The organism is Filifactor villosus, assembly GCF_042652965.1.
Lineage (GTDB): Bacteria > Bacillota > Clostridia > Peptostreptococcales > Filifactoraceae > Filifactor > Filifactor villosus.
Map to the genome: position 1 here is coordinate 1 of NZ_JBHSHL010000023.1, position 21,418 is coordinate 21,418.

Consider the following 21,418-nt stretch of genomic DNA (forward strand, 5'->3'; position numbering starts at 1 on the left):
AACCTCCTCTGTTTTATACGAGTATCTCACATTTTTTACGTTTTGTAAAGTATTGCGTAGACACGCTCTAGTCCAGATGCTCTTGTTTTATACTATTTTTCCTTTGAGTTGTGGATATAAATAATATGTGACCATAGAAGATAAAGAGATTTTTCGCAGGTTGAAAAAAACGGATATATCAATACATCTATTGAATAATAGTATTAATCGGTCGTAGATCCTTTTTGACGTATGTCTTTACTTGTGATATCTTTACCGATCTCCACAAAGTTATTGATGAATAATGGATCGGATGGCATCGGAGTTTCTTGTTCTGTTGAGGGATTGTTCTTTTTCGTTGAAATCATCTACTTCTATGGCGATACCGCACAATCTCGAAAAATCAGCGTAAAATTAATGTCATAAGAAGGACGAAATTCTTGAAAGTATTGATGTGAATGCCTTTGTGTTTTATAAGAGCGAGGGAAAATCAGAAGTTTGCCTTTGTTCATTGCTCCCCTATATATTTTTGATGGTCCGGTGATTTTTCCCGGCAAGTTTTATAATCTCACTGAGCGATTTTCCTTCCCTAAAATACAATTCTCGTATATACTTAAGGCGATACCGCATAATTCAAAAAATCAGCATAAAATCGATTTTGTACAAAGGATGAAATCCTTGAAAATATTGATATGAGAGACCTTTGTGTTTTATAAAGTCGAAGAAAAATCGGAAGTTTGCCTTTGTGCGGTGTTTCCTTAACAGTGATATTGTCAGCGCTTCCTCTCTTGCTCCCTTCTAATACTATTTTTCAATAGAAGTGTGGATATACCTATTTTTCGATGACGAAAAACTATGTTGTCTTCTATGGATCGCAGATTGTTTATATTCACTATTTAAAAGAATAGTAGTATAAGTTTTTTGTGTTCTCTTAAAAGGGTAACGGATTTTGGTGGTACCGGCAATTATTTTTTGTAGTGTTATATTACCATAAACAAGTTATGGAAGTATTGCATTGTTTAATACGATTCTTCGATAGAAGTATGGCTATATCTGTTTTGCAACCACGAAAATTCGTTTTCTCTTCTATGGAGTGCAAATCGTTGATATCCATTATTCAAAGGAATAATAGTATAAAACATCAGAATAAAATCGATGTCATACAAATGATAAGTTTATTCAACATATTGATTTGACAAGAGTTTGTATATTGTAAACTGATAGGAAGATCGGACGTTTGTCCTTGTACGACATTTGTAAAAGAAGCAATCATTCAACAATCATACACGGTGTACAAACAGAGAAAGAGGTGCTATATGGTCAAGTTGATACCGCCTTTTGCCGGCGATGAGGTCAAAAGCGGAGCCGAGAAGAAAATGTTCGAAGTCCTGAAAAACCTGAATATGAAAAATGCCTATGTCCTTCACTCCTTGGGTCTTCCCAAGCACAGATCGAAGATCTATGGAGAGATCGACTTTGTCGTGGTCTGCGAAAGAGGCGTCGCCTGTCTGGAAATCAAGGGCGGCAGGATTGAATGTAAGGACGGAAGATGGATCTTTACAGACAGATACGGTGTCGAGAGAACAAAGATGGAGGGGCCTTTTGCCCAAGTGATAGGCAATATGTTCAGTCTGAAGACCCTTCTCAAGCAGAGGTTCTCATCGATTCCTCAGATGAAAAACCTTCTTGTTGCATCCGGTGTAGTCTTTCCCGATATCGAGTTTCGCTCCCGTTCACAGGAGATCATCGATGAGATCATCTATGACAGGAGGACGGAGGACATCACCGCCTACCTCCATCGGGTGTTCGACTATTGGGAGGGGAGGGAACACAGAAGTACGATGAAACTGCCTCCCTATGCAATCGAAGAGATCGTCGCTTACCTAAGAGGGGAATTTTCGTTTATTCCGAGTCTTTTGGACAGGCTGGACACTGTGGACCGAAGCCTCGTTCGACTGACAGCCGAGCAGGCGAGGCTGCTCGATGCTCTGAGGTTTAACGAAAGGCTGATGATCGAGGGCGACGCAGGTACAGGCAAGACCTTCTTGGCTCTGGACTTCTCTGTGAAGAAGGCGGAGGAAGGCAACAGGGTCCTCTACCTTACCTTCAACAAAAACTTGGCCAAACATATCTCGGACAGGGTCGGGACGAGAAAAGATCTCAAGGTCGTCAACATCCATGCTCTTTTCGGAGAATATGTGGAAGTCGATGCCGAAAGAGTGAAGAAGAATGCGAAAACGTATTTTTCGAACATTCTTCCCGAAGAATGCTTCTTGCATCTCAGTTCCTTGGGAAAAGAAGAACTGGAAGATCTGCGTTTCGATCTCATCGTGATGGACGAAGGCCAGGACATCATCCGTCCTTCCTATATCTATGCCTTGGACCTTCTGCTCAAGGGCGGGTTCGAGAAGGGAAGATGGGCCATCTTCTACGATGAAAAACAAAATATATACAACTCCGAATATCAGGAAGGGGCGGAACTGCTGTCCTCATTTCCCCATACGAAGTTTCAGCTCTTTATCAACTGTCGCAACACCGTCCAGATCGGTACCTACGCATCCGAGGCGAGCGGAGTCGATCTGAAGGAGTTTATCAGGGAGAACGGAGAAGAAGTCAACAAACGGTCTTATTCGGACGAAAACGACTATATCGCAAAGATCAAGGAAGTCCTAAAGGAGCTAAGGAAGGAAAACATCCCCATGACCGATATTACCTTCCTGGCACCGAGAAAATACACCAACACCGCCTTGTATCGGGGAGGCATCAAGGTGGAGGAAATCGGAGTCGACATCAGGGGCGAGAACCTGCCTAAGTTCTCGACGATTCAAGGCTACAAGGGACTCGACTCCAAGATCATCATCCTATGTGAACTCGACAGTATCTATGACAAGGAATACTCAAAGTACATCTATATATCGATAACGCGGGCAAGAACCCTGCTCTACGTCGTTGCTTCGGAGGAGTTTTGGGAGAAGCATGAGGAGATGGCGAAGTAGGATCCGTGAGGATACTATTCTCCGATAGAAATGCCGGGTATGCACAATATACCATTCACGAAAAACGATTCGGAGGGTTCTATACTCCAAGGTATTCAAGCGGTTAATTTTAACGGATAATAGCATGAGATCCGATCAAAGTATGGCAATATCCGGCCCGTACATTCGAAACATCGTTTGTACCGAGGAAGCATATTGCCATACCCTGTCCTGGAAGAATTCGGAGATTAAAGACAATATTAGAGATTATGCAAGTTTGAATGAACTTTTGGTACTTGTCCACATGAAAAGCTGTAATGTCGTTCTTATTGGTAAGGGTATGAGATAAAAAGAACGAATGATAGAGCTTAGAAAACTGGCAAGAACTCAACTGCTGTCTTTGGAAAAATCAAATAACAAAGCAATAAAAACCGGAGCGTTTTGATGGCGGGAAAAAATAAAAAAGTTTGTCATATCAATGTTTTCAAAATTTTTATCATTCGTACAAAATTGATTTTGGGCTGTTTTTCTGAATTGTGCGATATCGCCTTAGGTTCGGTTGACTGTTGTAAAAAGGAGATTTGGAATTATGAACTTGAATGGAAAGAAAGTGATACATAAAGTTTTTGGAGAGGGAGTTGTTTTGGATTATGACGATTCTCATGTTACAGTACAATTTTTGAAGAAGGATGAATTAAAAAAATTCAAATATCCATCTTGTTTTGAAGAGCACATTAAACTTAAGGATGAAGATACCGCTACACAGATTTCCAAGGTTATAGAAGAATACGAAAAAGAAGAGAGGAAACGCCAAGAAGAGAAGGTTGAGCTCTTTATGACCGGAAGAGACCTTGAAAGTTCGAGATTGAAAAAAGCGATAAAGGTTCGTTCTTTCGATACGGTAGATGAGTTTTGTCGAGAGTATAAGAGAGAGATTTTCTCTGAAGTTAAATATTTACGTAAAGAAGGCGGAAAGCGTTATAATATTTTTGACGGGAAGAGGATAGAGTTTAAGAGCGGAAGATACACATACACCTTTGAAACGGATGATGAGTTAAATTACCCCGAAGGAACGCAGATCTTTCTTTGGAAGAACAATACAAGTATCTCAGGGACTGTTTTGGGTTGTGAGGAGTTTACGATCATTGTTTCTACAGGGGTGGACTTGGGAGAGGACATTCCGTCTTTGGAGTTTTCGGCAGAATCCTGGCGTTTGTTGAATTCTCTCGGAGAGAGACTGGATGAGGTGCTTTCCAATCCCGGTGAGATAGTCCGATCCCTAATATGCGACGGACCCCGGTCTATAGACTATGGATCGGGAAAGGTAAGAATGGGGCAGGAAAATGCGATTCGGATGTCGGAAAGCCAACCTATTACCTTTGTTTGGGGGCCTCCGGGTACAGGAAAAACACAAACATTGGCAAAGATCGCTGTGCACCATATTCAAAAAGGGCACAAGGTCTTGATGTTGTCTTACAGCAACGTGTCTGTAGATGGGGCGGTCATGCGTACATATAAGTTATTTCCCGAAAAACGTGCAGGGAAATTATTGCGTTATGGTCATGCGAGAGAAAGCGTTTTGCTTGAACATGAGTACTTAACTTCTTACAACTTGGCAATTCACAATCATCCTGAGCTGATAGAAGAGCGTGATCGACTGATGAGGGAGCGAAAAAAATTGTCGAGGGACTCTCAAGAGTATATCAAATTAGAAAGAAGGCTTTCGGATATACGAAAAGGACTATTGTCAGAAGAAAAGGCTGCACTGAAAAAGGCAAGTTTTGTAGCGACTACCGTATCGAAGGCAGTGATAGATAAAACCCTTCGAGAGGGTGGTTTTGATGTAGTGATTTTTGATGAGGCAAGTATGGCATATATTCCCCAGGTTGTTTTTTCGGCGAGTCTTGCTAAAAAGAGTTTTATTTGTATGGGAGACTTCAGGCAACTGCCTCCTATTGTACAAAGTGACAGCGGGTCCGTCTTAAATGGAGACATATTTCAATATTGCGGAATAACAAAAGCGATCGATGGAGGGCAAGGTCATAAATGGCTTTGTATGTTAAATAAACAGTACCGTATGCATCCGGACATTTCAAATTTTGCAAGTAAGATGATGTATAACGGTTTGTTACACTCTGCGGAGGGGATGAGGGAAGAACGGCAGGATATCGTCTCTGTAAGACCGATGCCGGGAAATGCTCTGGGTATCGCCGACTTGTCGGGAATGATGTCAGTATGTATGAAAACTACAGACAATTCCAGAATAAATGTATTGAGTGCAATGATATCCTTTTCTTTGGCGCTACAGGCAGCTGAAAAACACGAGGTTGGGATCATTACACCTTATCACGCTCAGGCACGTCTCTTTCGCTCTATGGCGAGGGATGCCGCGAGTGTAACTCCGGAATCAAAGCCCATTTCTTGTGCAACGGTTCATCAGTTTCAGGGCTCTGAAAAGGACCATATCATCTATGATGCTGTAGATTGTTATAGAATGCCGTATCCGGGAATGTTGCTTACTTCGAGCACTAACAATTATGCAAATCGTCTGTTCAACGTTGCACTAACCAGAGCGAAGGGAAAGTTCATAGGTATTGCAAATGTGATGTATATGGATAACAAAAATCTGTCTCGTAATCTTGTATTTAAGAATCTTTTGGATGATTACGGAAAAAAGCAGGGTTGTTTAAAGGGAGAGTCGCTTTTTTCACAAAAATCCTCATCAAAACAGGGTTTCATTAATTTTTACAACGAAAAGAAGGGGAATCTTCATTTTTTAGAAGATATAGTAAAGGCAAAACATGAGATAAGGATCGATATTCCCGATGAGACTGTAGAAGAGGAGTTTTTGGAAAAGATTTCGAGAGTTTTGGAAGAGAAGAAGAAGAGAGGGGTCAAGGTATATGTAAGAGTAGAGGATAAGAGGATGGTTCCGTCTTGTATTCGTAGGATCTCCATCGAGAACACCTTTGTTGCAAACCCGATCGTAATCATTGATAAAAAGACAGTGTGGTTCGGAGTTCCGAAATCGGGTGCACAGTTCAAGGCTGAAGGGAGTGTACTTCCGACCAAGTATCGTCCGATTATTCGTTTTGTTGGAAAGGCTACAGCGAGCTCTCTATACGGTTTTTTGGGAATGAGTAATACTGTGGATCAGAGCAAGTCTGTCGTCACAGATGATAGAGGAGAGGCCATAACTACGACATTTGCAACCCATGTTCTGGCGAATAAAAGTTGTCCTCATTGTGGAAAGGCTATGAAACTTCAAAAGAGTAAAAAAGGGAAGTTTTTCTTGGCTTGTACAGGTTATCCGCTATGCAACAAGACGGAGTTGATCAATATAGAAACGGTTGAAGATTATATTTATGAAGGTAAGGGGAAACGTTGTTTAAGATGTAACAATCCGCTGGAGGTAAAGTTGGGACCGTATGGTTTGTATATACAGTGTTGCGGTTATCCTCCACATAGATATAAAATCAATGAGATTTAAGAAGATGCAGTAATAATTCAAAAGATCGGTTTTTTACGAAAAAATCCCTAAAGGATTCAGGTAACAAAGGGTCTGTGTTTTGTGAAATTGCACAAAAACCCGTTGTCTTTTTGAGAGAGGTTTTCTTAATGAAAAGTTTTTGAACAGATCGGATTGACCTTTTTGAATAAGGTGTTACAAGCTGTGATAATCGACGATAAGGAGTAAGTCGGCATCGGAGTAGAGATCTCCTCAATGGAAATTAATTTTGATCTGTTTATTGCAATTTAGGGATAAAGTGTTTACAATACTCATAAAGGGCTCCTTTTCTATGGGTTTTGAGATTTTGCACTTTCATTATACCATAAAAAGGGGTTCTTTTTTCATTTTCCCGACGAGTGAGAGAAGTTCTCAGCTAAAACATAGTAATTACAAAGCTTTCGAATACTTGGAAGAGGTTGCTGTGAATAATCCTGGATATGGAAATAGAGGCATACAGGGAGTGAGAAATCACTCTTTTTTAACCTTTTTCAAGTGTTTATACACATCTCTGGATTTGAACGAAATTACGAACCTCGAAATAAAAAAGCGGAAATCCACCCAAATTTTTTATCTGTCATTGATTGGCTTGCTGACTTATGATAAAATAAACTCGAAATAAAAAGGCGGAAATCCACCCGAATTATTCTTATGAGGGGATGAATTATATGATAATTAAACGAGATTATTATCTAAATAAAATTATAGATAAAAGAGAGAATGGCAGGATAAAGATCATTACAGGTATAAGAAGATGTGGTAAATCATATCTGTTATTTAATTTATATCAAGAGTATTTATTATCTGAAGGGGTCAAAGAAGAACAAATGATATCAATAGCACTTGATGAAATAGATAACCTTGAATATAGAAATCCATTCAGATTGAACGAATATATTAAGCAAAAAACTAAAAATAAAAAACAAATATATTACATCTTCATTGATGAAATTCAATTATCTGTAGCTGTAAGTAATCCCTATATTGATAGCAAAGAAAAGAATGTAACCTTTGTTGATGTTTTGCTTGGACTTATGAAACAGAGCAATTTGGATATTTATGTAACGGGCAGTAATTCTAAAATGCTTTCATCTGATGTGCTGACACAGTTTCGAGACCGTGGTGATGAGATACATGTAAATCCTCTATCATTTGCGGAAATTTATAATTTATATGAAAATAAAGAGTCAGCATTTGAGCATTACACGGTGTATGGAGGTATGCCATATATCTATAGTCTAAAAAGTGATGAAGAGAAGAACCAATACTTGAAAGATTTATTTCAAGAAACGTATATAAAAGATATTCTTGAAAGGAATAACATACAAAATGAGAAGGAGGTACTTGAACTACTGCTTGACTTCACATCTTCCGCCATTGGCTCACTCACTAATCCGACGAAACTTTCAAGAAGATTCCTGTCAGAAAAACAAATAAAAATATCTTCCAATACAATTTCCAAATATCTTAGTTACTTTGAGGAGGCATATGTCATATACCATGCCAACAGATATGATGTTAAGGGTTCTAGATATTTCTCAACGCCACTAAAATATTATTTTGCAGATATAGGTCTTAGAAATGCAATATTAAATTTTAGGCAAGTAGAAGACACACATATTATGGAAAATATCATCTATAACGACTTGCTTCGTAGGGGATACAATATAGATGTCGGTGTGGTAGAACACGATTTTAAGAAAGACGGGAACAGAAAAAAGATTCAGCTTGAGGTTGATTTTGTTATAAACAAAGGACATCAAAGGTACTATATTCAATCAGCTTTGAATGTAGACAGTACAGAAAAAAGAGAGCGTGAAACGGAATCGCTTAAGAGAATAGATGATTCATTCAAAAAGATTGTTATTGTAAGAAATCGAATTATCCCTAAACATGATAACCATGGTATTTTATACATGGGAGTAGAGGATTTTTTGCTTAATGAGGCAATCATAGATTTATAAAAATATTTTGTGTCATTAGCTTGACACGAGAGGATTCCGCCACTACCGCTCATGCAGTCATACAGTTAAATGAGGCGGATGGAGGAAATTGCAGGTTTATTATGGTCAACTTCCCGGATCGGGCGATCGCCTTCTATGAGGGCTCGGTAAAACATATTTATTTCGTTGCGGAGACCAAGGGTTCGATGGACTCCATGCAGCTGCGTCTGATCGAGCAGTCCAAGATCCACTGTGCACGGGAACACTTCAAGGCCATCAGTAACGGCAATGTCATCTATGAGGTGGTCGACAGCTACAAATCCCTCCTCGACAAGGTAATGAGGTAGAGGAGGCAGGGAAGAACGGAGAAGGAGGGTGCGAAAATACAAGATCATACTTTTCCGTCATTTACAAACCATAGCAAGGAGGTGATTCAATGCCCGTCCATCAAACAAAGAGCCTCAATGTGTTCAAAACCTCTTATAAGGTGGTTCGCGAAAACTCCAACGAAATCTACAAGGGATTCGGGTTCAAGCATCTTTCCGATGCGACGCAGTATTATGTTCATCAGGACAATGAATCCTTCAAGGGAACGACAACCCTGTGTCAACCGATTGGAGAGGCACTCCTGCTTTTTGCCACAATGGTACAAAGCATGGAGAGCGGGGAGGCCGTTGGAGATTATTTTGTGAAGGAAGATCGAGAAGTCGTTTGTTTGGATCTTCATGTCCCGGAGGATTATCGCGAAAAAGGAGTGGTTGCCCAAAGCATTCATCGGTATCGTGCCCGAAGTATCGGAACCAAGGTGGAGATCTCCGCCTACGATGAGAGGGGAAGGTGGTTGGAAGGCGATATGAGCCATCTTCGACCGCTATATAAGTTGTTGCCGGTTTTTATGGTCCTGCTGGCAAGGGAGATGGAATCTTCCGAGGAGTTTCGGAAGATGATGGAAGAGTTTGTCGAAACCCCCGGGGTCGATGTCTTTGTCAACCTTCATGAGGACTTCTATCAGAACAATAAGATGAAACGATATGAGATCGAATATCGAAACCTCGACGATATGCAGACACAGGACTACCTCTCCTACCGTCAAACCTATCGGGTGATCCTCGAAAACAAAAAGCAGGCAAACAAGGTTCGAAAGGTCGATATTCAGCCGTTTTCCGAAGATCGCTTTTCTGAGGAGCAAAAACGCTGGATCCCCTGTTTGGGAGAGGAGTTTGTATTGCCGGAGAATCTCAGGTCGTTGTGCAACGCGATCTCTTCGGGAGATATGCGGACCGTATTGTTTCAGGGACCTTCCGGAACGGGAAAAACCATGTCCTGCAAACTAATCTCTCAAGCCATAGGTCTTCCGATCATGGAGATTATCAACTGCACGGAGAATTTGGATGAATTCGTACTGGGCAAGTATATCCCCTATGAAGATCGGATCGTGTTCAAAGAAAGTTATGTTACAAAGGCAATTCGCAGCGGAGGAGCGGTGGTCTTTGAGGAGATCAACTTCGCCAAGCCCCAATACCTTTCCTTTCTCAATTCGTTGCTCGACGACAACGGGTTTGTTCGCTTGGACAATGGAGATATTGTCAAACGGCATGAGTCGTTTCGATTTTTTGCTACAATGAATATGGGCTACTTCGGTACAAGGGAGTTGAATCAGGCACTATACAATCGCTTTCATGCCATTGTCGAAATCGCCGCCCTGTCGGACGAGGCCATTCTTCGTATGCTGAGGACGAGGGTTCCGCAGTGCGAACCGGTCTCGGAGAAGATGATACAGGTCTACCACAAACTGAAGAAGAAGGTGGAGGCGGAGGAACTCGATGTGGTTCTCTCTCCCAGAAATCTCGAAAACTGGGCGAGGCTCGCCAAGTATGAGGGCTACATCCAAGCTGCCGAGAAGACGATTCTGCCGATTGCAAAGTGTGATCGTGCTTTGGAAGAGACGATCCGTGGGATCCTTAGATTGTATAAGTGGGAGTAATACCGCTGGTCCGCCCCGTTGATATTCATATTAGGGACATAGCATACAACTCAAAAATTCAGTATAAAACCGATGTGATATGAGGAATGAAATTCTTGAAGGGATTGATATGACGAACTTTGGTGTTTTATAAACTCAAAGGAAAGTCGGAAGTTTGTCTTTCTGAGGTGCTTCCTTAGATATCGGAAAGACATTGTATTATTCTCTGCTTGAAATGCCGGGTATACAGAATATATCATTACCAAAAAACTGATTATATGTTTCAAACCGTTCAACCTTGTCAATTCTAATAGATGATAGTATTACAGCGGCGTTGGAATAGGAGGTCGAGAACCGTGAAAGAAGAGGATCGAAGTCTGTTAAAGCTGTTTCAATGCGATTACAATAGAAGCTTGGAGGAGGACTTTGCACGAACCTTGTCGGAAGACGATGGGGTAAGACTGTTTTTTATCAACGAGAACCGAGCCTTCACGGATGGGCGCAACATCGTCGTCGATCCTGCAGATGCAGGTCTGTTCTGTGATGTTCCCGCCTTGGAGAAGGCGGCGGAGTATATGGAACTGCCTCGGGAGATGTTTTGTGATCCGTGGGACGTTCTTCGTCTGGTCACAAGAGGACAGACGATCCACGAGTGTCTTCACATCCTGTATACGGATTTTTCTTTAAAACCCTATATTACAGAAAACTGTGATACCGAGATTAAGAGGAAGACCATAAGGATGATTGAGAACATTATAGAAGATGCCTATATCGAGGCCGCAGGTTGCAGTGCATATGACAATATGGAGGTTTATCTCCAATTTGGCAGAATAGCGCGGCTCTTCGTTTCGAATCCCCCAAAATCAACGACAGAGCGGGTGTTTGAGGATGTAAAGGATAAGACCTTGGAGATTACAGCGTATCTGGAACATATGGCGGTTTTTTTGCTCTACCCCATGCTTATCCAAGAAGAGCCTTCGGCGGAGCTCCTTTCCTACATAGAAGAGACCAAGCCGTTGTTTCTCGAAGGGAGTGTGCAACCTTCTGCGGAGGAGAGGTTTGCCTATACGGTCAAGATATATGAGAGCATTCTTCCTCTGATCCCTGAGACGCAAGAGGAGTGGAAGGATGAAAGGCTCAAACAACTGCTCTTTGGACATCGAAGTCATGAGGGAGAGGTTCAGACCCTGTCTTCCAAGAAGACCGGCGGAAGAGTTCAGGAAATAACGAGGAGGTTGTTCACGGACAGGGAGGGTTCGTTAAGAGCACACCGTCCTTCCCTCGCTTATGTAAGGGCGATTTTGGCAGGTTTTGCGAAGGACAGGAAGGAGGCGTTAAAGAGTTTCGAGGGGGAAGCATGGACTGTGTTTTTTTCCGGAAAAAATTATGAGGCTTCGGTCCTTCATAGAAACATCTCTGTCCATGAAAACCATCCTAAGCCGGATCACAACCTCCGTAGAGCCTATGAGAACATCTGCCGGCGCTATCAGGTAAAGATCAATTCTTACAATACGAGGTTTGACCGACTGTTGCGAAGTGAGGTTTCTGTAAGGGAAGAAAAACTGCGCTTCGGTGCGGGAATCTCTTCCAAACGGCTCTCCGATCCGTCCAAGAGGTATTGGTATCGAACCGTGTCCGACGTCGATGTTCCGGATGTTTCGATTCTTCTTTTGATCGACGGTTCGGGATCCATGTCGGGCAAAAAGTGCCAAGAAGCGATGAACGCCTCAATCATTCTGCACGAAGTCCTCAACAAACAGAGCGTTGCGCATGCGATCGTAGAACACAGGGGAGGATTTGACGAGCCCTATATAGAGATGAATATTTTGGTGGATTTCCATGCACGGGAGGAAGAAAAATACAACTTGTTGAACATCGATGCTGACGGAGATAACAGGGATGCGCTGGCTCTTCTCTGGGCGGAGCGATATCTTCTCCAAAAGGCACAGTCCGAATCAAGGGTGATGATCGTGATCTCCGACGGAGTTCCGGCTCATGAGTACGATGACTATTATCCCCCGGTATCGACCAAGGATACAGCCAATACTGTAAGGAAGATCCTAAAGAGGGGGACTCGGGTGATCGCAATTTCTCTCGATGAAGAAGGGCATTATTCCTGTTATGACAACTTGAAGGAAATCTATCCCCATCTGATCGCATGCAATAACTTGGAGAAGTTGACCGGACAACTGCTTGAACTGATCGCCAAGCTTTTGTAGGGGATATGAAACTATTCGTCTCATACTGTTCTTCGATAGAAGTATGGTTATATCTGTTTTGCAACCACGAAAATTCGTGTTCTCTTCTATAGGAGTGCAAATCGTTGATATCCATTATTCAAAGGAATAGTAGTATCAATCATCAAAACAAAGTATTTCAGATCTCAAGAAGTTGAAATCATCGATATAAACGGTTCAAACGGATAGTAGTATAAAAACTTTATTTTGTAAAAACAAGACTTCCGCCTTAAAAGATCAAGGCGGAAGTCTTGTTCATTCCATATATTCAGCGATCTTTCCGTACGAATTTCGACAGAGGATCTCATACTATTCTTCGATGGAAGTGTGGTTGTATTTGTTTTCAAGCCATGCAAATTTGTCCGAACTCTTACGGAGTACAAGTCGGTAATATCCGTAGTTTAAATGGATAACAGGATCAAGTGATCACTTCTTCTCAAATAAGGTGCGATACAGCTCCCCTGCTATGATGGAGACCATGATCTCGAACGTTAACAGATGAGGATAGTCCCCGAATCTCGATAAGATAAGGTCAATAACGACCAAACATACATAGACGACCACTCTGACCAGAGCATTTTTTCTGCTTATATTCATAAAAGGTTCCTGTGATATTTTTGAACGGATCCCGTAATATACAAGTAGAATCAGGAACTCAAAAAACACGATAAAATCATTGACATAGGTTTTAAGAATATGCGGAAAAATCAGCGGGAAGCTGTATAGCAAGAGAAGGAGTATATCCAATACCATAAACATTTTCTTCTTCATCGCGGATGCGTGATCATATGAGTGTTTCATTATGCACCTCCAAATTACAATTTTCGTACTATTGTCTATTAGAATTGACAGATTGAATACTCTGAACCATCGTCCTGCAATTGTTTGGGGGGATGATATGTTCTGTATATCTGACATTTCAAACAGAGAATAGTATTAATATACAAATGTAAGAATCAAGAATAATCTTTTGTGTAAGACGGAGACATCTCCGTTCCTGTACTCAAAAATTTATTCTGTTACAAATTCAAAAAAATGTTCCGATAACCATCTCGAATATTTGTAAAAATAATATTTTACTTAAATCATACTATAATTATCTCTGTATGTAAACCCCTCAAATATCCGAATTATCTATTAAGGAGATACGGCATAATTTGCATTATAAGTATAGAGTTGGTTTTATATGAAGAATAGAATCTATGAAAGTGTTCATTTTTATGTTTATGGACGATTTTTGGAAAATTGAGCAACAAAAAACAGCAAACCTTTCGATTTACTGTTTCTCAAATTGTTATATTCAATTATACAAACCGGGATTATCAAACATACTAATTTGTTATATCTGTAATGAGCATCCCATATACATAACTATCAGTCCATTCACCTTTGTTCCAATAATCTTTAATAAAATGAGCCTCTCGTCTCATACCAATGCTGCTGCATAGTTTAGCAGAAGATATGTTTCGAGCATCCAAATTCGCTTGTATTCTATGAACATTATATTTCTCAAACAACTCTTTCACTACTGCTTTTGCAGATTCTTTTGCATAACCTTTTCCAAAAAAGTTTAGATTAAAAACAAATCCTATTTCAACTGTTTGTTTCATACTCGTGTACCAGATTGATATATCGCCGATTACTTTTCCATTTAGTAACACCGCTAAATTCAATTGGGAATCCTCTTCCAGTTTATTGTTATCCAATTTTTTATTGAACTCTTCATTTTTATTTTTATATTCCCAAGCATCCTCTAATAGATACTTGCAAACATCTTTGTTTGAGTAAATTTCGTATGTGTCCTCGATATCATCATGTGAAAATGGGCGAATATCCAATCGATCCGTTTTTAAGTGCATATTGTTCTCCTTTTCAAATTCTACTTTAGCTATACCTACAAACTGGGATTTAGATTTTAACCTTTACGGAAAATAAAACGGGTTATTCTCTTGAAGTATGTTCTATAGCATTATAGTTTAATGCAAAGTGTAGCTATATAATCATTTCCATAACGTGATAATCTATGTCTTTTATCACATGACTCATAAAAATCTATCATAGCGAGACCATTTTTAAGTTGTCCTCTAATCTGAGTTTCTAAGGTATGGCTAAATTCATATCCATATTCTGGATTTATGGTTATCTTACCTTCCTCTTCAAGCTCTTTTGAATTAAAAGGTATTGAAAACTTTAAAAGTAATTCCTCATCGGGTTTGTCCCATACAATGTCAGCATCATACATATATATCCAAGGATTCATAAATCCGACCATTAACAATCCACCCTTTTTCAATACTCGAGAGGCTTCTTTATATATGTTTTCTAAATCTTCTACATATACATTTGAAACTGGATTAAAAATAATATCAAAAGTTTCATTTTCAAATGGAAATGGTTTTGTCATATCGCCTTGAACTGTGTTGATTTTTAAGCCTTCTCTTTTAGCAACCATATCATCTCTTTGTAATTGTGATTTAGAAAAATCCATTATGGTTACATCATAACCTTTTATAGCAAAAACTGGTCCCTGCTGTCCACCACCACAAGCTAAACCTAATATCTTTTTTCCGTTTGCTTTTTCAAACCATTCTTTTGGAACTTTTTTCCCAACAGTTAATGCAACAGAAATTGGATTATTTCTAACTTCTTCTAATTCTTCATGTGTCAATGGCTCAGTATAGTCATTTTTTACATTATTCCATCTATCTTCATTTAATTTTATATAATTGTTCATCTTATAATCTCCTCGTAATTTTATATTATTTCGATTTAAGTTGAATATGTTGCCATTACATTTTTCTCACCTCTACAAATTCTAATTTGTTTTACCCGGTGTTCGTAATATTATACCATTTTTTAGCCAATTTTTACAGGTCTAATTCTTGCTTCTTTACCTGTGATAGTTCTCTGTTTTCTTGTTGCAACTTCTCTATACAGCTTCTTACACTTTCTGCTTGTTCGACTTCTTTCCGTAGGTCTATGATTTGAGAATACAAACTATCTTTTTCTTTCTTCAAGGCGGTTAGTTCCGATTTCCAGTTAGATATAGTTAAGGTCTTACTTTCACCTAAATATTCTTTCAAATATTTCTTCGCACTTTCAAACAAAATAATCTCTGCAGTATGTTCATTGTAAAAATCTTCCTGTTTACTTTTCTTTAACTTGGTATAGGCTTTGTAGGTATCTTTATGTTTCAAATATTTCTCTGCTTGGTCAATAAGTTTGGTTTTATCATCAATGCTCTTCTCGGTGTCTTTGATGGTTCTTGTAGTCTTATAGTTCTTATCTCGTAATGTCGATATGCTTTCTTTCAGTTCCGATAGGGAGGTGATGTTTTTCTCTTTTAGGTACTGATAGGGCAATACCGCACAAAGGCAAAATTTTGATTTTCTTATGGATTTGTAAAAAATAAAATTCTGTCAAATCAATGCTTTTAAGAAATTCATCATCCCTTTAAAAGTGATGTTACGATGATTTTTTGAATTATGCGGTGTTTCCATAGCTTTCAATGTATTTTTCTAAATCTGTATTATAGTTATCTGCGTTTTTACGGATACGATTTTCAAAGACGGATAACAGATTTTCTTTTGCCGGGAGGGAGGACTTTGTATTTTCGTTTTCTGTGTTTTCTTCTTTTCCAATTCCCCTTATCCAATTCAGCAAGGCTTTTATTCTTCTTGAAATCTCTCTTAAAATCGCATTTTGATGTTTGATTTCTCGGTTGATGTTTCCTCTGTCGGTGGTTATGCCTTTCTTTTCCATTTGAGTTGCCGATACGCCTAAATGAATGGTCGGTATTTGTTCTATGCCTTGTCTTTGATAGGAACGGTGATCGACTTTTTCCTGTATACTGTTTTCTTCTCGCTTTGCTATGATTTTCTTGATTTTTTGTCGGATTTCTTCTTTATGATTTAGAGAACTTATGAGCTGATAAAATTTAACTTTGGTTAATTCTTTGCTCTCGGTAAAGATACTTTCAAATACTCCTCCTTTTTCATAAAGCCGTCTATCTCTCTTTTTTCGTTCTTCCTGTTTCTGCTGACTGATGAGCTTTTTTCTTTTGTTTTGTAACTGCTTAATTTCTTCTTCTGCCATTAAAATTTTTTCTTCTATGTTTTTCATTTTCCGTTCCTTTCTTCTTGATTTTGAGCAATAAAAAAACAGTAAACCGATTTGATTTACTGTTTCTTGAATTATTAGTTATTGTTGTTTGAATTGATAACCTGAATTCTAAATATTATTTATTTTTCTTATGGATAATAAAATCTAATAATAGTCCATATATTATAAATGACAACATGGAGAGAATATTCCATAAAAAGAAACCATTGCTTTTTATAAACTCACGTATCATTCTATTACCTTCAATCAAATTTAAAAGCGGATTTAGACCGATTAAAATAATATTCTTATCATCATTTCCTGTTATGCTAATGATATTTACTATGACACCGATAAGCACAAACCAGAACAGAATTTTTTTTATTAGTTTTTTCATCTACAATCCTCCTTTATATTTTATTTTTTTATTGTATATATAAAATATTATACCATTTTTTATTCAATTTTTCAACTATATGCTTTCCTACTTACTTTCAAGTCTTTCATCATCTTGCACTATCTTTAACAACTTTTCTTGAAAGGTATCTTTGCTTTTTTTATCAAAATATATCTCGGTTACAAAGGTCTTTCCGTTCATCTTTTTTGTTAGAATACCATCAGGTTTTCGTGGTGTGCCTCGTTCTTCGTTGGTCTGTGGTTTTTGTTTTTCGGTCATTCGATTCCTCCTTTTACTTGCACAAAAAAATATTTCCCATGCTTAGGAAACCTCTTTTTCGATTGGTTGATATTTGGTTTTAGGTGGTTGCTTGTAGCTTCTTTTTTGCTCTATACTCTCTTGCCTTTACTTTTTCATACTCTCGGCACTTTTCGATATTTTTGGCTCGGTATTCTTTGTAATATTCCCTACGATATGCTCGTGCTTTTTCTTTCTTAGCTTCTTCGATTTCTTCTCTCATCTGTATCATTTCCTGTTCTGTCGGCTCGATTTGTTTTGTGAGTTCGTTTTCAAATTTTCCGATATAGTTGAAATAGATTTCGATACGCTGAACGGCATATTTTGCTCTTTTGACATCTCGCTCATGCACTACGATTTTATTGATAAACTCATTGATAGCGGTGGGGGTAAGTTCTTCAAAATCTGAATAGCTTTCAGCAAGCCTTATAAAATTCTTTGCTCTTTGGTTGGCATTTTCAAATTCGGATAAGCGTTCTTCTATTTGCTCCTGTTCCGATTTTAAGCTGTAATATTCTTCTGCATATTTTCCCGATAGTTGTTCATAGCGTTTCGGCTCGATATTTCCCAGTGCGTTATCTTCATAGAGCTTGTTCATCACTCTTTCTATCTGCTTAAGTCTGTCTGTGATTTGTGGGATACGCTTTTTCTGTTTCCCTACTTCTTCGGTCTGTTCTTTGGCAAGACTGTTTTTTACCAATGCTTCAAACTCTGATTTGTTTGTGAATGAAAACTTGCCTATCTTTCGTAAAACTTCTTTGAGCGTTTCCATGACATCATCAACATCAATGCGGTGTGGCGAATGGCATTTCGGGTGCTTGGATCTTCCTTTGGCATATTCGCTGCAATAGGTTACATGCTGTATTTTATCGTTCTTGTGTATGGTGCGAATGTGCATTTTCGTTCCACAATCTTTACAGTACATCAATCCCGATAATGGGTGGATTTCGCCATCTCCGTTCGGTCTTTTAACGGGTGCGTTTTTCAATATCCGTTGTACATTTTCATAGGTGGCTCGGTCGATGATTGGCTCATGCACATCGGGGGTGATTTGCCACTTATCTTTATCGACATAGTGGTTTCGCTTATCTTTGTAATGCTTTTCGGTTTTGAAGTTGACTACATCGCCACAATACTCCTGCCTTTGCAGTATGCGTGTTAGGGTTGCTTTGTTCCGGTTATAGCGATTTTCTTCATTTATATCTGCGCGATCCTTCTCGATGCCAAGCAGTATTCGGATATGAGCACGATGCGTGACAGGAACAGGCTGTTGACACGCGTTCTGGACACCAAGGGCTGGAACACCTACCGGATATGGTCCCTGGCATACTTTGAGAACAAGACCAAGATATTGTCGGAACTGAAGGCCTATCTCGATCGACTTGTTGAGGCGTATGAAGTGCCTGCAACCGAGGCTCAAGAAGTTGAAGTTTCCGCACGGGACGAGCCTGCAAGAACAGTTCGCGAGATCGAAGAGGTCCGGATCGTTCCGCAACGCGAGGAGGCGGTGTCTCTTTCCATAGGTTATACAGAAACGGGAAGGGAACTTCAGATTACTTCCGGTACCGATTCCTATACAGGGGCAAAGGTGGCCGACCGAGTGAGAGACAAGGAGGTCTCGACTTCGCAGACCTATGAGCAGCTGAGGATCGATCCCAATCTGTTCGGTAACTTCGATATAAGTGATTACAGAAGGTACGAAGGCACTCCCCTGTTCAGAGACAAGTCGATCACGGAGGTTAATTCGAGGCAGATTGCCTTTCTTGCCGGAGAGATCATCTCAATAGAAGCACCGATTATCGAGGAGCTTTTGGTAAGAAGGATCATGGAGCAGTTTAAGGACGCGAAGACCACGACGAATATGAAGATGATCGTGACGCAGGCTCTGGAGGAGATGAAGGGAAAGAAACTCAAGGAGAAGGGTGCGCCGGTCTACTTCGGCCATATTTCGCCCAGGAGTACGAAGGCTCGAGAAACCCGTCCGAGGATTATCGCAGAGACATCGATATGATCTCCCTGTGCGAGCTTGCCAATAGGATGTTTTTCATCGCTTGGAAAAATCAGAAAAACCTCGTCGTCCTTCTGGAAGAAGGCGATCTGATCAAGGAGACCGTAAAGTCGTTCGGTTTCAGTCGCACGACGGCAAAGATGGCGGATCGGCTTGCAGAGGCACTCAAGAGCCTCATTCTCAAAAAACGCTTGAGACGGAGCGGAGGAAGGCTGGAGTTTGTTGCGGAAGGCCTGTAAGAGATCGATGATGTGAGCCTTGTTTTTCAGCTTATCGAACGGGGTATGAGTAATAAGGTAATACGGCATGATTTGAAGCAATCGCACATTGAGATTCATAAGGCAATACCGCATAATTCGAAAAATCAGTATCGATGCTGTACGCAGGATGAAATTGTTAAAAATGTCAATAGGGCGAAGTTTCGTATTTTATAAACCGAGGAGATACCGCGTAACTTGCAGGGGCAGTATAAAACTGCTTTTATAGGGGAAGAAAAGTTTTTGAAAGTACTTATTTCACAAGCTTTCTATACTTTACAAAACGACAGCAAAAGCAAACTATACTTTTGAGCGGTGTTTGCCTAAAAATTAAGATTGGGAATTTGGTTTTATGCGTTGTTTCCTGAAAACATCGGATGTATTATGCAAGGAGAAGTTTGGGGAAGGATGAGGGAGAAGATGAGAACAAAGGGGAATGTCTTGGTCATAGGAAATTCGGGGGTCGGCAAGTCCACCCTGATCAATGCCGTTCTGGGAGAGGAAGTGGCAAAAACCGGGTGGGGAACAAGTGGGACGACGAAGGAGCTTGAGATTTACGAGTCGGAGGCCATCCCCTTTCGTATCATCGACACGGTCGGGTTCGAGCCATCTTTCTTCAAGAAGAGGCAGGCGGTCCAAGCCGTCAAAAAGTGGTCGAAGAACAGTGCCAAAGAGGGGCATGAGGACAGTCAGATCAATGTGATCTGGTTTTGTATCGACGGAACTTCCAGGAAGCTCTTTCCCGATACAATCAAGAGTCTGTCGGGGGCGACCTCGGTGTGGGAGTCGGTGCCGATCATCGTGGTAATCACGAAGTCGTACTCCGTTCCGGAGAGGGAAGAGAACATCGAAATGGTCAACAATGCGTTTGCCAAGCAGAAGAAACATTCGAAGAACCTGAGGAAGGTCCTGCCTGTCGTCGCCTCCGCCTATGTTCTCAACGAGTCCGCCTGTGCACCTCCCGAGGGGATCACGGAACTGATCGAGGCGACCAATGAACTTCTTCCCGAGGGGATCAAGGCGGCGGAGAAGGACATTTCCAAATTTAAGCTGAACCGAAAGCGGGTCATGGCCCAAAGCGTTATCGGCCTAGCCACGACATCGGGGGTGGTGGTCGGAGCAGTGCCCATCCCTTTTGCGGACGGGGCAATACTTGCGCCTATCGAGGTAATGCAGATCAATGCGATCACCAAGATCTATGAGCTCAACAAGAGAGAGGATTCCAAGAAACTGCTCAACACCATCGTCGAAGTAGGGACCGTCGGAACCGTGGCAAAGGCGACCATCAGTGCTTTGAAGGCCATTCCGGGGATCAATCTGGCGGCGAGCGTGATCAATGCCGTTGTTGCGGGCTGCTTTGTTGCAGCTATCGGAGAGGGTACGGCCTATGCCTTTGAGCAGATTTACCTCGGCAACAAAAAGACGGAGGACATCGATTGGATCACGAAGGTGATCGAGTCCAAGCTGTCGGCGGACTTTCTGTCCAAAGTCAAAAAGATTATGATGAACACCTCCAAGACCGCGAGCACCAAAGAGATTGCCAAGATGATTATGGAACTCTTCGGCCCGAAATAGAAGAAGGGGGAAACGCGGCACAGTGTTTCCCTAAAAGGCTGTATCGTTGAAAAATAAGTTGGGCAAATACTGCCTAATTCAAAAAAAGCATAGAGAGATATCGCATAAAGGCAAATTCCTGATCTTCCTTCGAGCTTATAAAACACTAAAGCTCGTCAAATCAATATCTTCGAGGACC

At 40.5% G+C, this 21,418-nt stretch carries 16 protein-coding genes and 2 pseudogenes; 10 read left to right on the forward strand and 8 right to left on the reverse strand.

The window, feature by feature from the left end:
• Positions 1-1,295: 1,295 nt before the first annotated feature.
• From ACFO4R_RS06795 to ACFO4R_RS06820, 6 genes are all read left to right on the forward strand, one after another.
• Positions 1,296-2,975: a nuclease-related domain-containing DEAD/DEAH box helicase gene (locus ACFO4R_RS06795; RefSeq protein ID WP_379788313.1), complete on the forward strand. Its 1,680-nt coding sequence runs from the start codon at positions 1,296-1,298 to the stop codon at positions 2,973-2,975.
• Between the two features lie 568 nt (positions 2,976-3,543).
• Positions 3,544-6,444, forward strand: coding sequence for an AAA domain-containing protein (locus ACFO4R_RS06800; RefSeq protein ID WP_379788314.1), 2,901 nt, complete (start codon positions 3,544-3,546; stop codon positions 6,442-6,444).
• Between the two features lie 686 nt (positions 6,445-7,130).
• Entirely contained in the window at positions 7,131-8,426 is a 1,296-nt protein-coding gene (locus ACFO4R_RS06805; protein ID WP_379788315.1) for an ATP-binding protein, read from the forward strand.
• A gap of 20 nt (positions 8,427-8,446) precedes the next feature.
• On the forward strand, positions 8,447-8,752 hold the full coding sequence (locus tag ACFO4R_RS06810) for a restriction endonuclease (protein ID WP_379788316.1): 306 nt from the start codon (positions 8,447-8,449) through the stop codon (positions 8,750-8,752).
• An 89-nt stretch (positions 8,753-8,841) separates the two neighbouring features.
• Positions 8,842-10,389: an AAA family ATPase gene (locus tag ACFO4R_RS06815; protein WP_379788317.1), complete on the forward strand. Its 1,548-nt coding sequence runs from the start codon at positions 8,842-8,844 to the stop codon at positions 10,387-10,389.
• A gap of 335 nt (positions 10,390-10,724) precedes the next feature.
• Positions 10,725-12,587, forward strand: a complete 1,863-nt coding sequence (locus ACFO4R_RS06820) for a vWA domain-containing protein (protein ID WP_379788318.1) — start codon at positions 10,725-10,727, stop codon at positions 12,585-12,587.
• A 444-nt stretch (positions 12,588-13,031) separates the two neighbouring features.
• Here ACFO4R_RS06820 and ACFO4R_RS06825 read toward each other — a convergent pair whose 3' ends face one another.
• The 8 genes and pseudogenes from ACFO4R_RS06825 to ACFO4R_RS06860 form a co-directional block, all read right to left on the reverse strand.
• A complete protein-coding gene (locus ACFO4R_RS06825; protein WP_379788319.1) occupies positions 13,032-13,406 on the reverse strand; it encodes a hypothetical protein in 375 nt (124 codons plus the stop codon).
• A 530-nt stretch (positions 13,407-13,936) separates the two neighbouring features.
• A complete protein-coding gene (locus tag ACFO4R_RS06830; protein ID WP_379788320.1) occupies positions 13,937-14,464 on the reverse strand; it encodes a GNAT family N-acetyltransferase in 528 nt (175 codons plus the stop codon).
• Positions 14,465-14,574: 110 nt separating this feature from the next.
• Positions 14,575-15,339: a class I SAM-dependent methyltransferase gene (locus ACFO4R_RS06835; protein WP_008694117.1), complete on the reverse strand. Its 765-nt coding sequence runs from the start codon at positions 15,337-15,339 to the stop codon at positions 14,575-14,577.
• A 133-nt stretch (positions 15,340-15,472) separates the two neighbouring features.
• Positions 15,473-15,961: pseudogene (locus ACFO4R_RS06840) on the reverse strand (MobQ family relaxase); the annotation flags it as partial.
• A 127-nt stretch (positions 15,962-16,088) separates the two neighbouring features.
• A complete protein-coding gene (locus ACFO4R_RS11970) occupies positions 16,089-16,727 on the reverse strand; it encodes a DUF3847 domain-containing protein (RefSeq protein ID WP_465254259.1) in 639 nt (212 codons plus the stop codon).
• Positions 16,728-16,842: 115 nt separating this feature from the next.
• Positions 16,843-17,103, reverse strand: coding sequence for a hypothetical protein (locus ACFO4R_RS06850; protein WP_379788321.1), 261 nt, complete (start codon positions 17,101-17,103; stop codon positions 16,843-16,845).
• Positions 17,104-17,190: 87 nt separating this feature from the next.
• The gene (locus ACFO4R_RS06855) at positions 17,191-17,382 is read right to left on the reverse strand and encodes a hypothetical protein (RefSeq protein WP_379788322.1); all 192 of its coding nucleotides are present in this window, start codon (positions 17,380-17,382) and stop codon (positions 17,191-17,193) included.
• Positions 17,383-17,461: 79 nt separating this feature from the next.
• A complete protein-coding gene (locus ACFO4R_RS06860; protein WP_465254260.1) occupies positions 17,462-18,640 on the reverse strand; it encodes a DUF4368 domain-containing protein in 1,179 nt (392 codons plus the stop codon).
• 9 nt (positions 18,641-18,649) lie between these two features.
• Here ACFO4R_RS06860 and ACFO4R_RS06865 point away from each other — a divergent pair.
• The 4 genes and pseudogenes from ACFO4R_RS06865 to ACFO4R_RS06880 all read left to right on the forward strand — a co-directional run.
• Positions 18,650-18,712: pseudogene (locus ACFO4R_RS06865) on the forward strand (hypothetical protein); the annotation flags it as partial.
• A gap of 87 nt (positions 18,713-18,799) precedes the next feature.
• A complete protein-coding gene (locus tag ACFO4R_RS06870) occupies positions 18,800-19,411 on the forward strand; it encodes a hypothetical protein (RefSeq protein WP_379788340.1) in 612 nt (203 codons plus the stop codon).
• Positions 19,408-19,647 (forward strand): hypothetical protein, encoded by a 240-nt coding sequence (locus tag ACFO4R_RS06875; RefSeq protein ID WP_379788323.1) that lies wholly within the window; start codon positions 19,408-19,410, stop codon positions 19,645-19,647. The genes ACFO4R_RS06870 and ACFO4R_RS06875 overlap by 4 nt, the downstream gene beginning before the upstream one ends.
• 402 nt (positions 19,648-20,049) lie before the next feature.
• Positions 20,050-21,240: a YcjF family protein gene (locus ACFO4R_RS06880; protein WP_379788324.1), complete on the forward strand. Its 1,191-nt coding sequence runs from the start codon at positions 20,050-20,052 to the stop codon at positions 21,238-21,240.
• Positions 21,241-21,418: the final 178 nt, after the last annotated feature.

Coding starts and splice junctions, on each gene's coding strand:
- ACFO4R_RS06795 (WP_379788313.1), top strand. CDS start 1,296: ATGGTCAAGTTGATACCGCCTTTTGCCGGCGATGAGGTCAAAAGCGGA.
- ACFO4R_RS06800 (WP_379788314.1), top strand. CDS start 3,544: ATGAACTTGAATGGAAAGAAAGTGATACATAAAGTTTTTGGAGAGGGA.
- ACFO4R_RS06805 (WP_379788315.1), top strand. CDS start 7,131: ATGATAATTAAACGAGATTATTATCTAAATAAAATTATAGATAAAAGA.
- ACFO4R_RS06815 (WP_379788317.1), top strand. CDS start 8,842: ATGCCCGTCCATCAAACAAAGAGCCTCAATGTGTTCAAAACCTCTTAT.
- ACFO4R_RS06825 (WP_379788319.1), bottom strand. CDS start 13,406: ATGAAACACTCATATGATCACGCATCCGCGATGAAGAAGAAAATGTTT.
- ACFO4R_RS06830 (WP_379788320.1), bottom strand. CDS start 14,464: ATGCACTTAAAAACGGATCGATTGGATATTCGCCCATTTTCACATGAT.
- ACFO4R_RS06835 (WP_008694117.1), bottom strand. CDS start 15,339: ATGAACAATTATATAAAATTAAATGAAGATAGATGGAATAATGTAAAA.
- ACFO4R_RS11970 (WP_465254259.1), bottom strand. CDS start 16,727: ATGAAAAACATAGAAGAAAAAATTTTAATGGCAGAAGAAGAAATTAAG.
- ACFO4R_RS06850 (WP_379788321.1), bottom strand. CDS start 17,103: ATGAAAAAACTAATAAAAAAAATTCTGTTCTGGTTTGTGCTTATCGGT.
- ACFO4R_RS06855 (WP_379788322.1), bottom strand. CDS start 17,382: ATGACCGAAAAACAAAAACCACAGACCAACGAAGAACGAGGCACACCA.
- ACFO4R_RS06875 (WP_379788323.1), top strand. CDS start 19,408: ATGATCTCCCTGTGCGAGCTTGCCAATAGGATGTTTTTCATCGCTTGG.
- ACFO4R_RS06880 (WP_379788324.1), top strand. CDS start 20,050: ATGCAAGGAGAAGTTTGGGGAAGGATGAGGGAGAAGATGAGAACAAAG.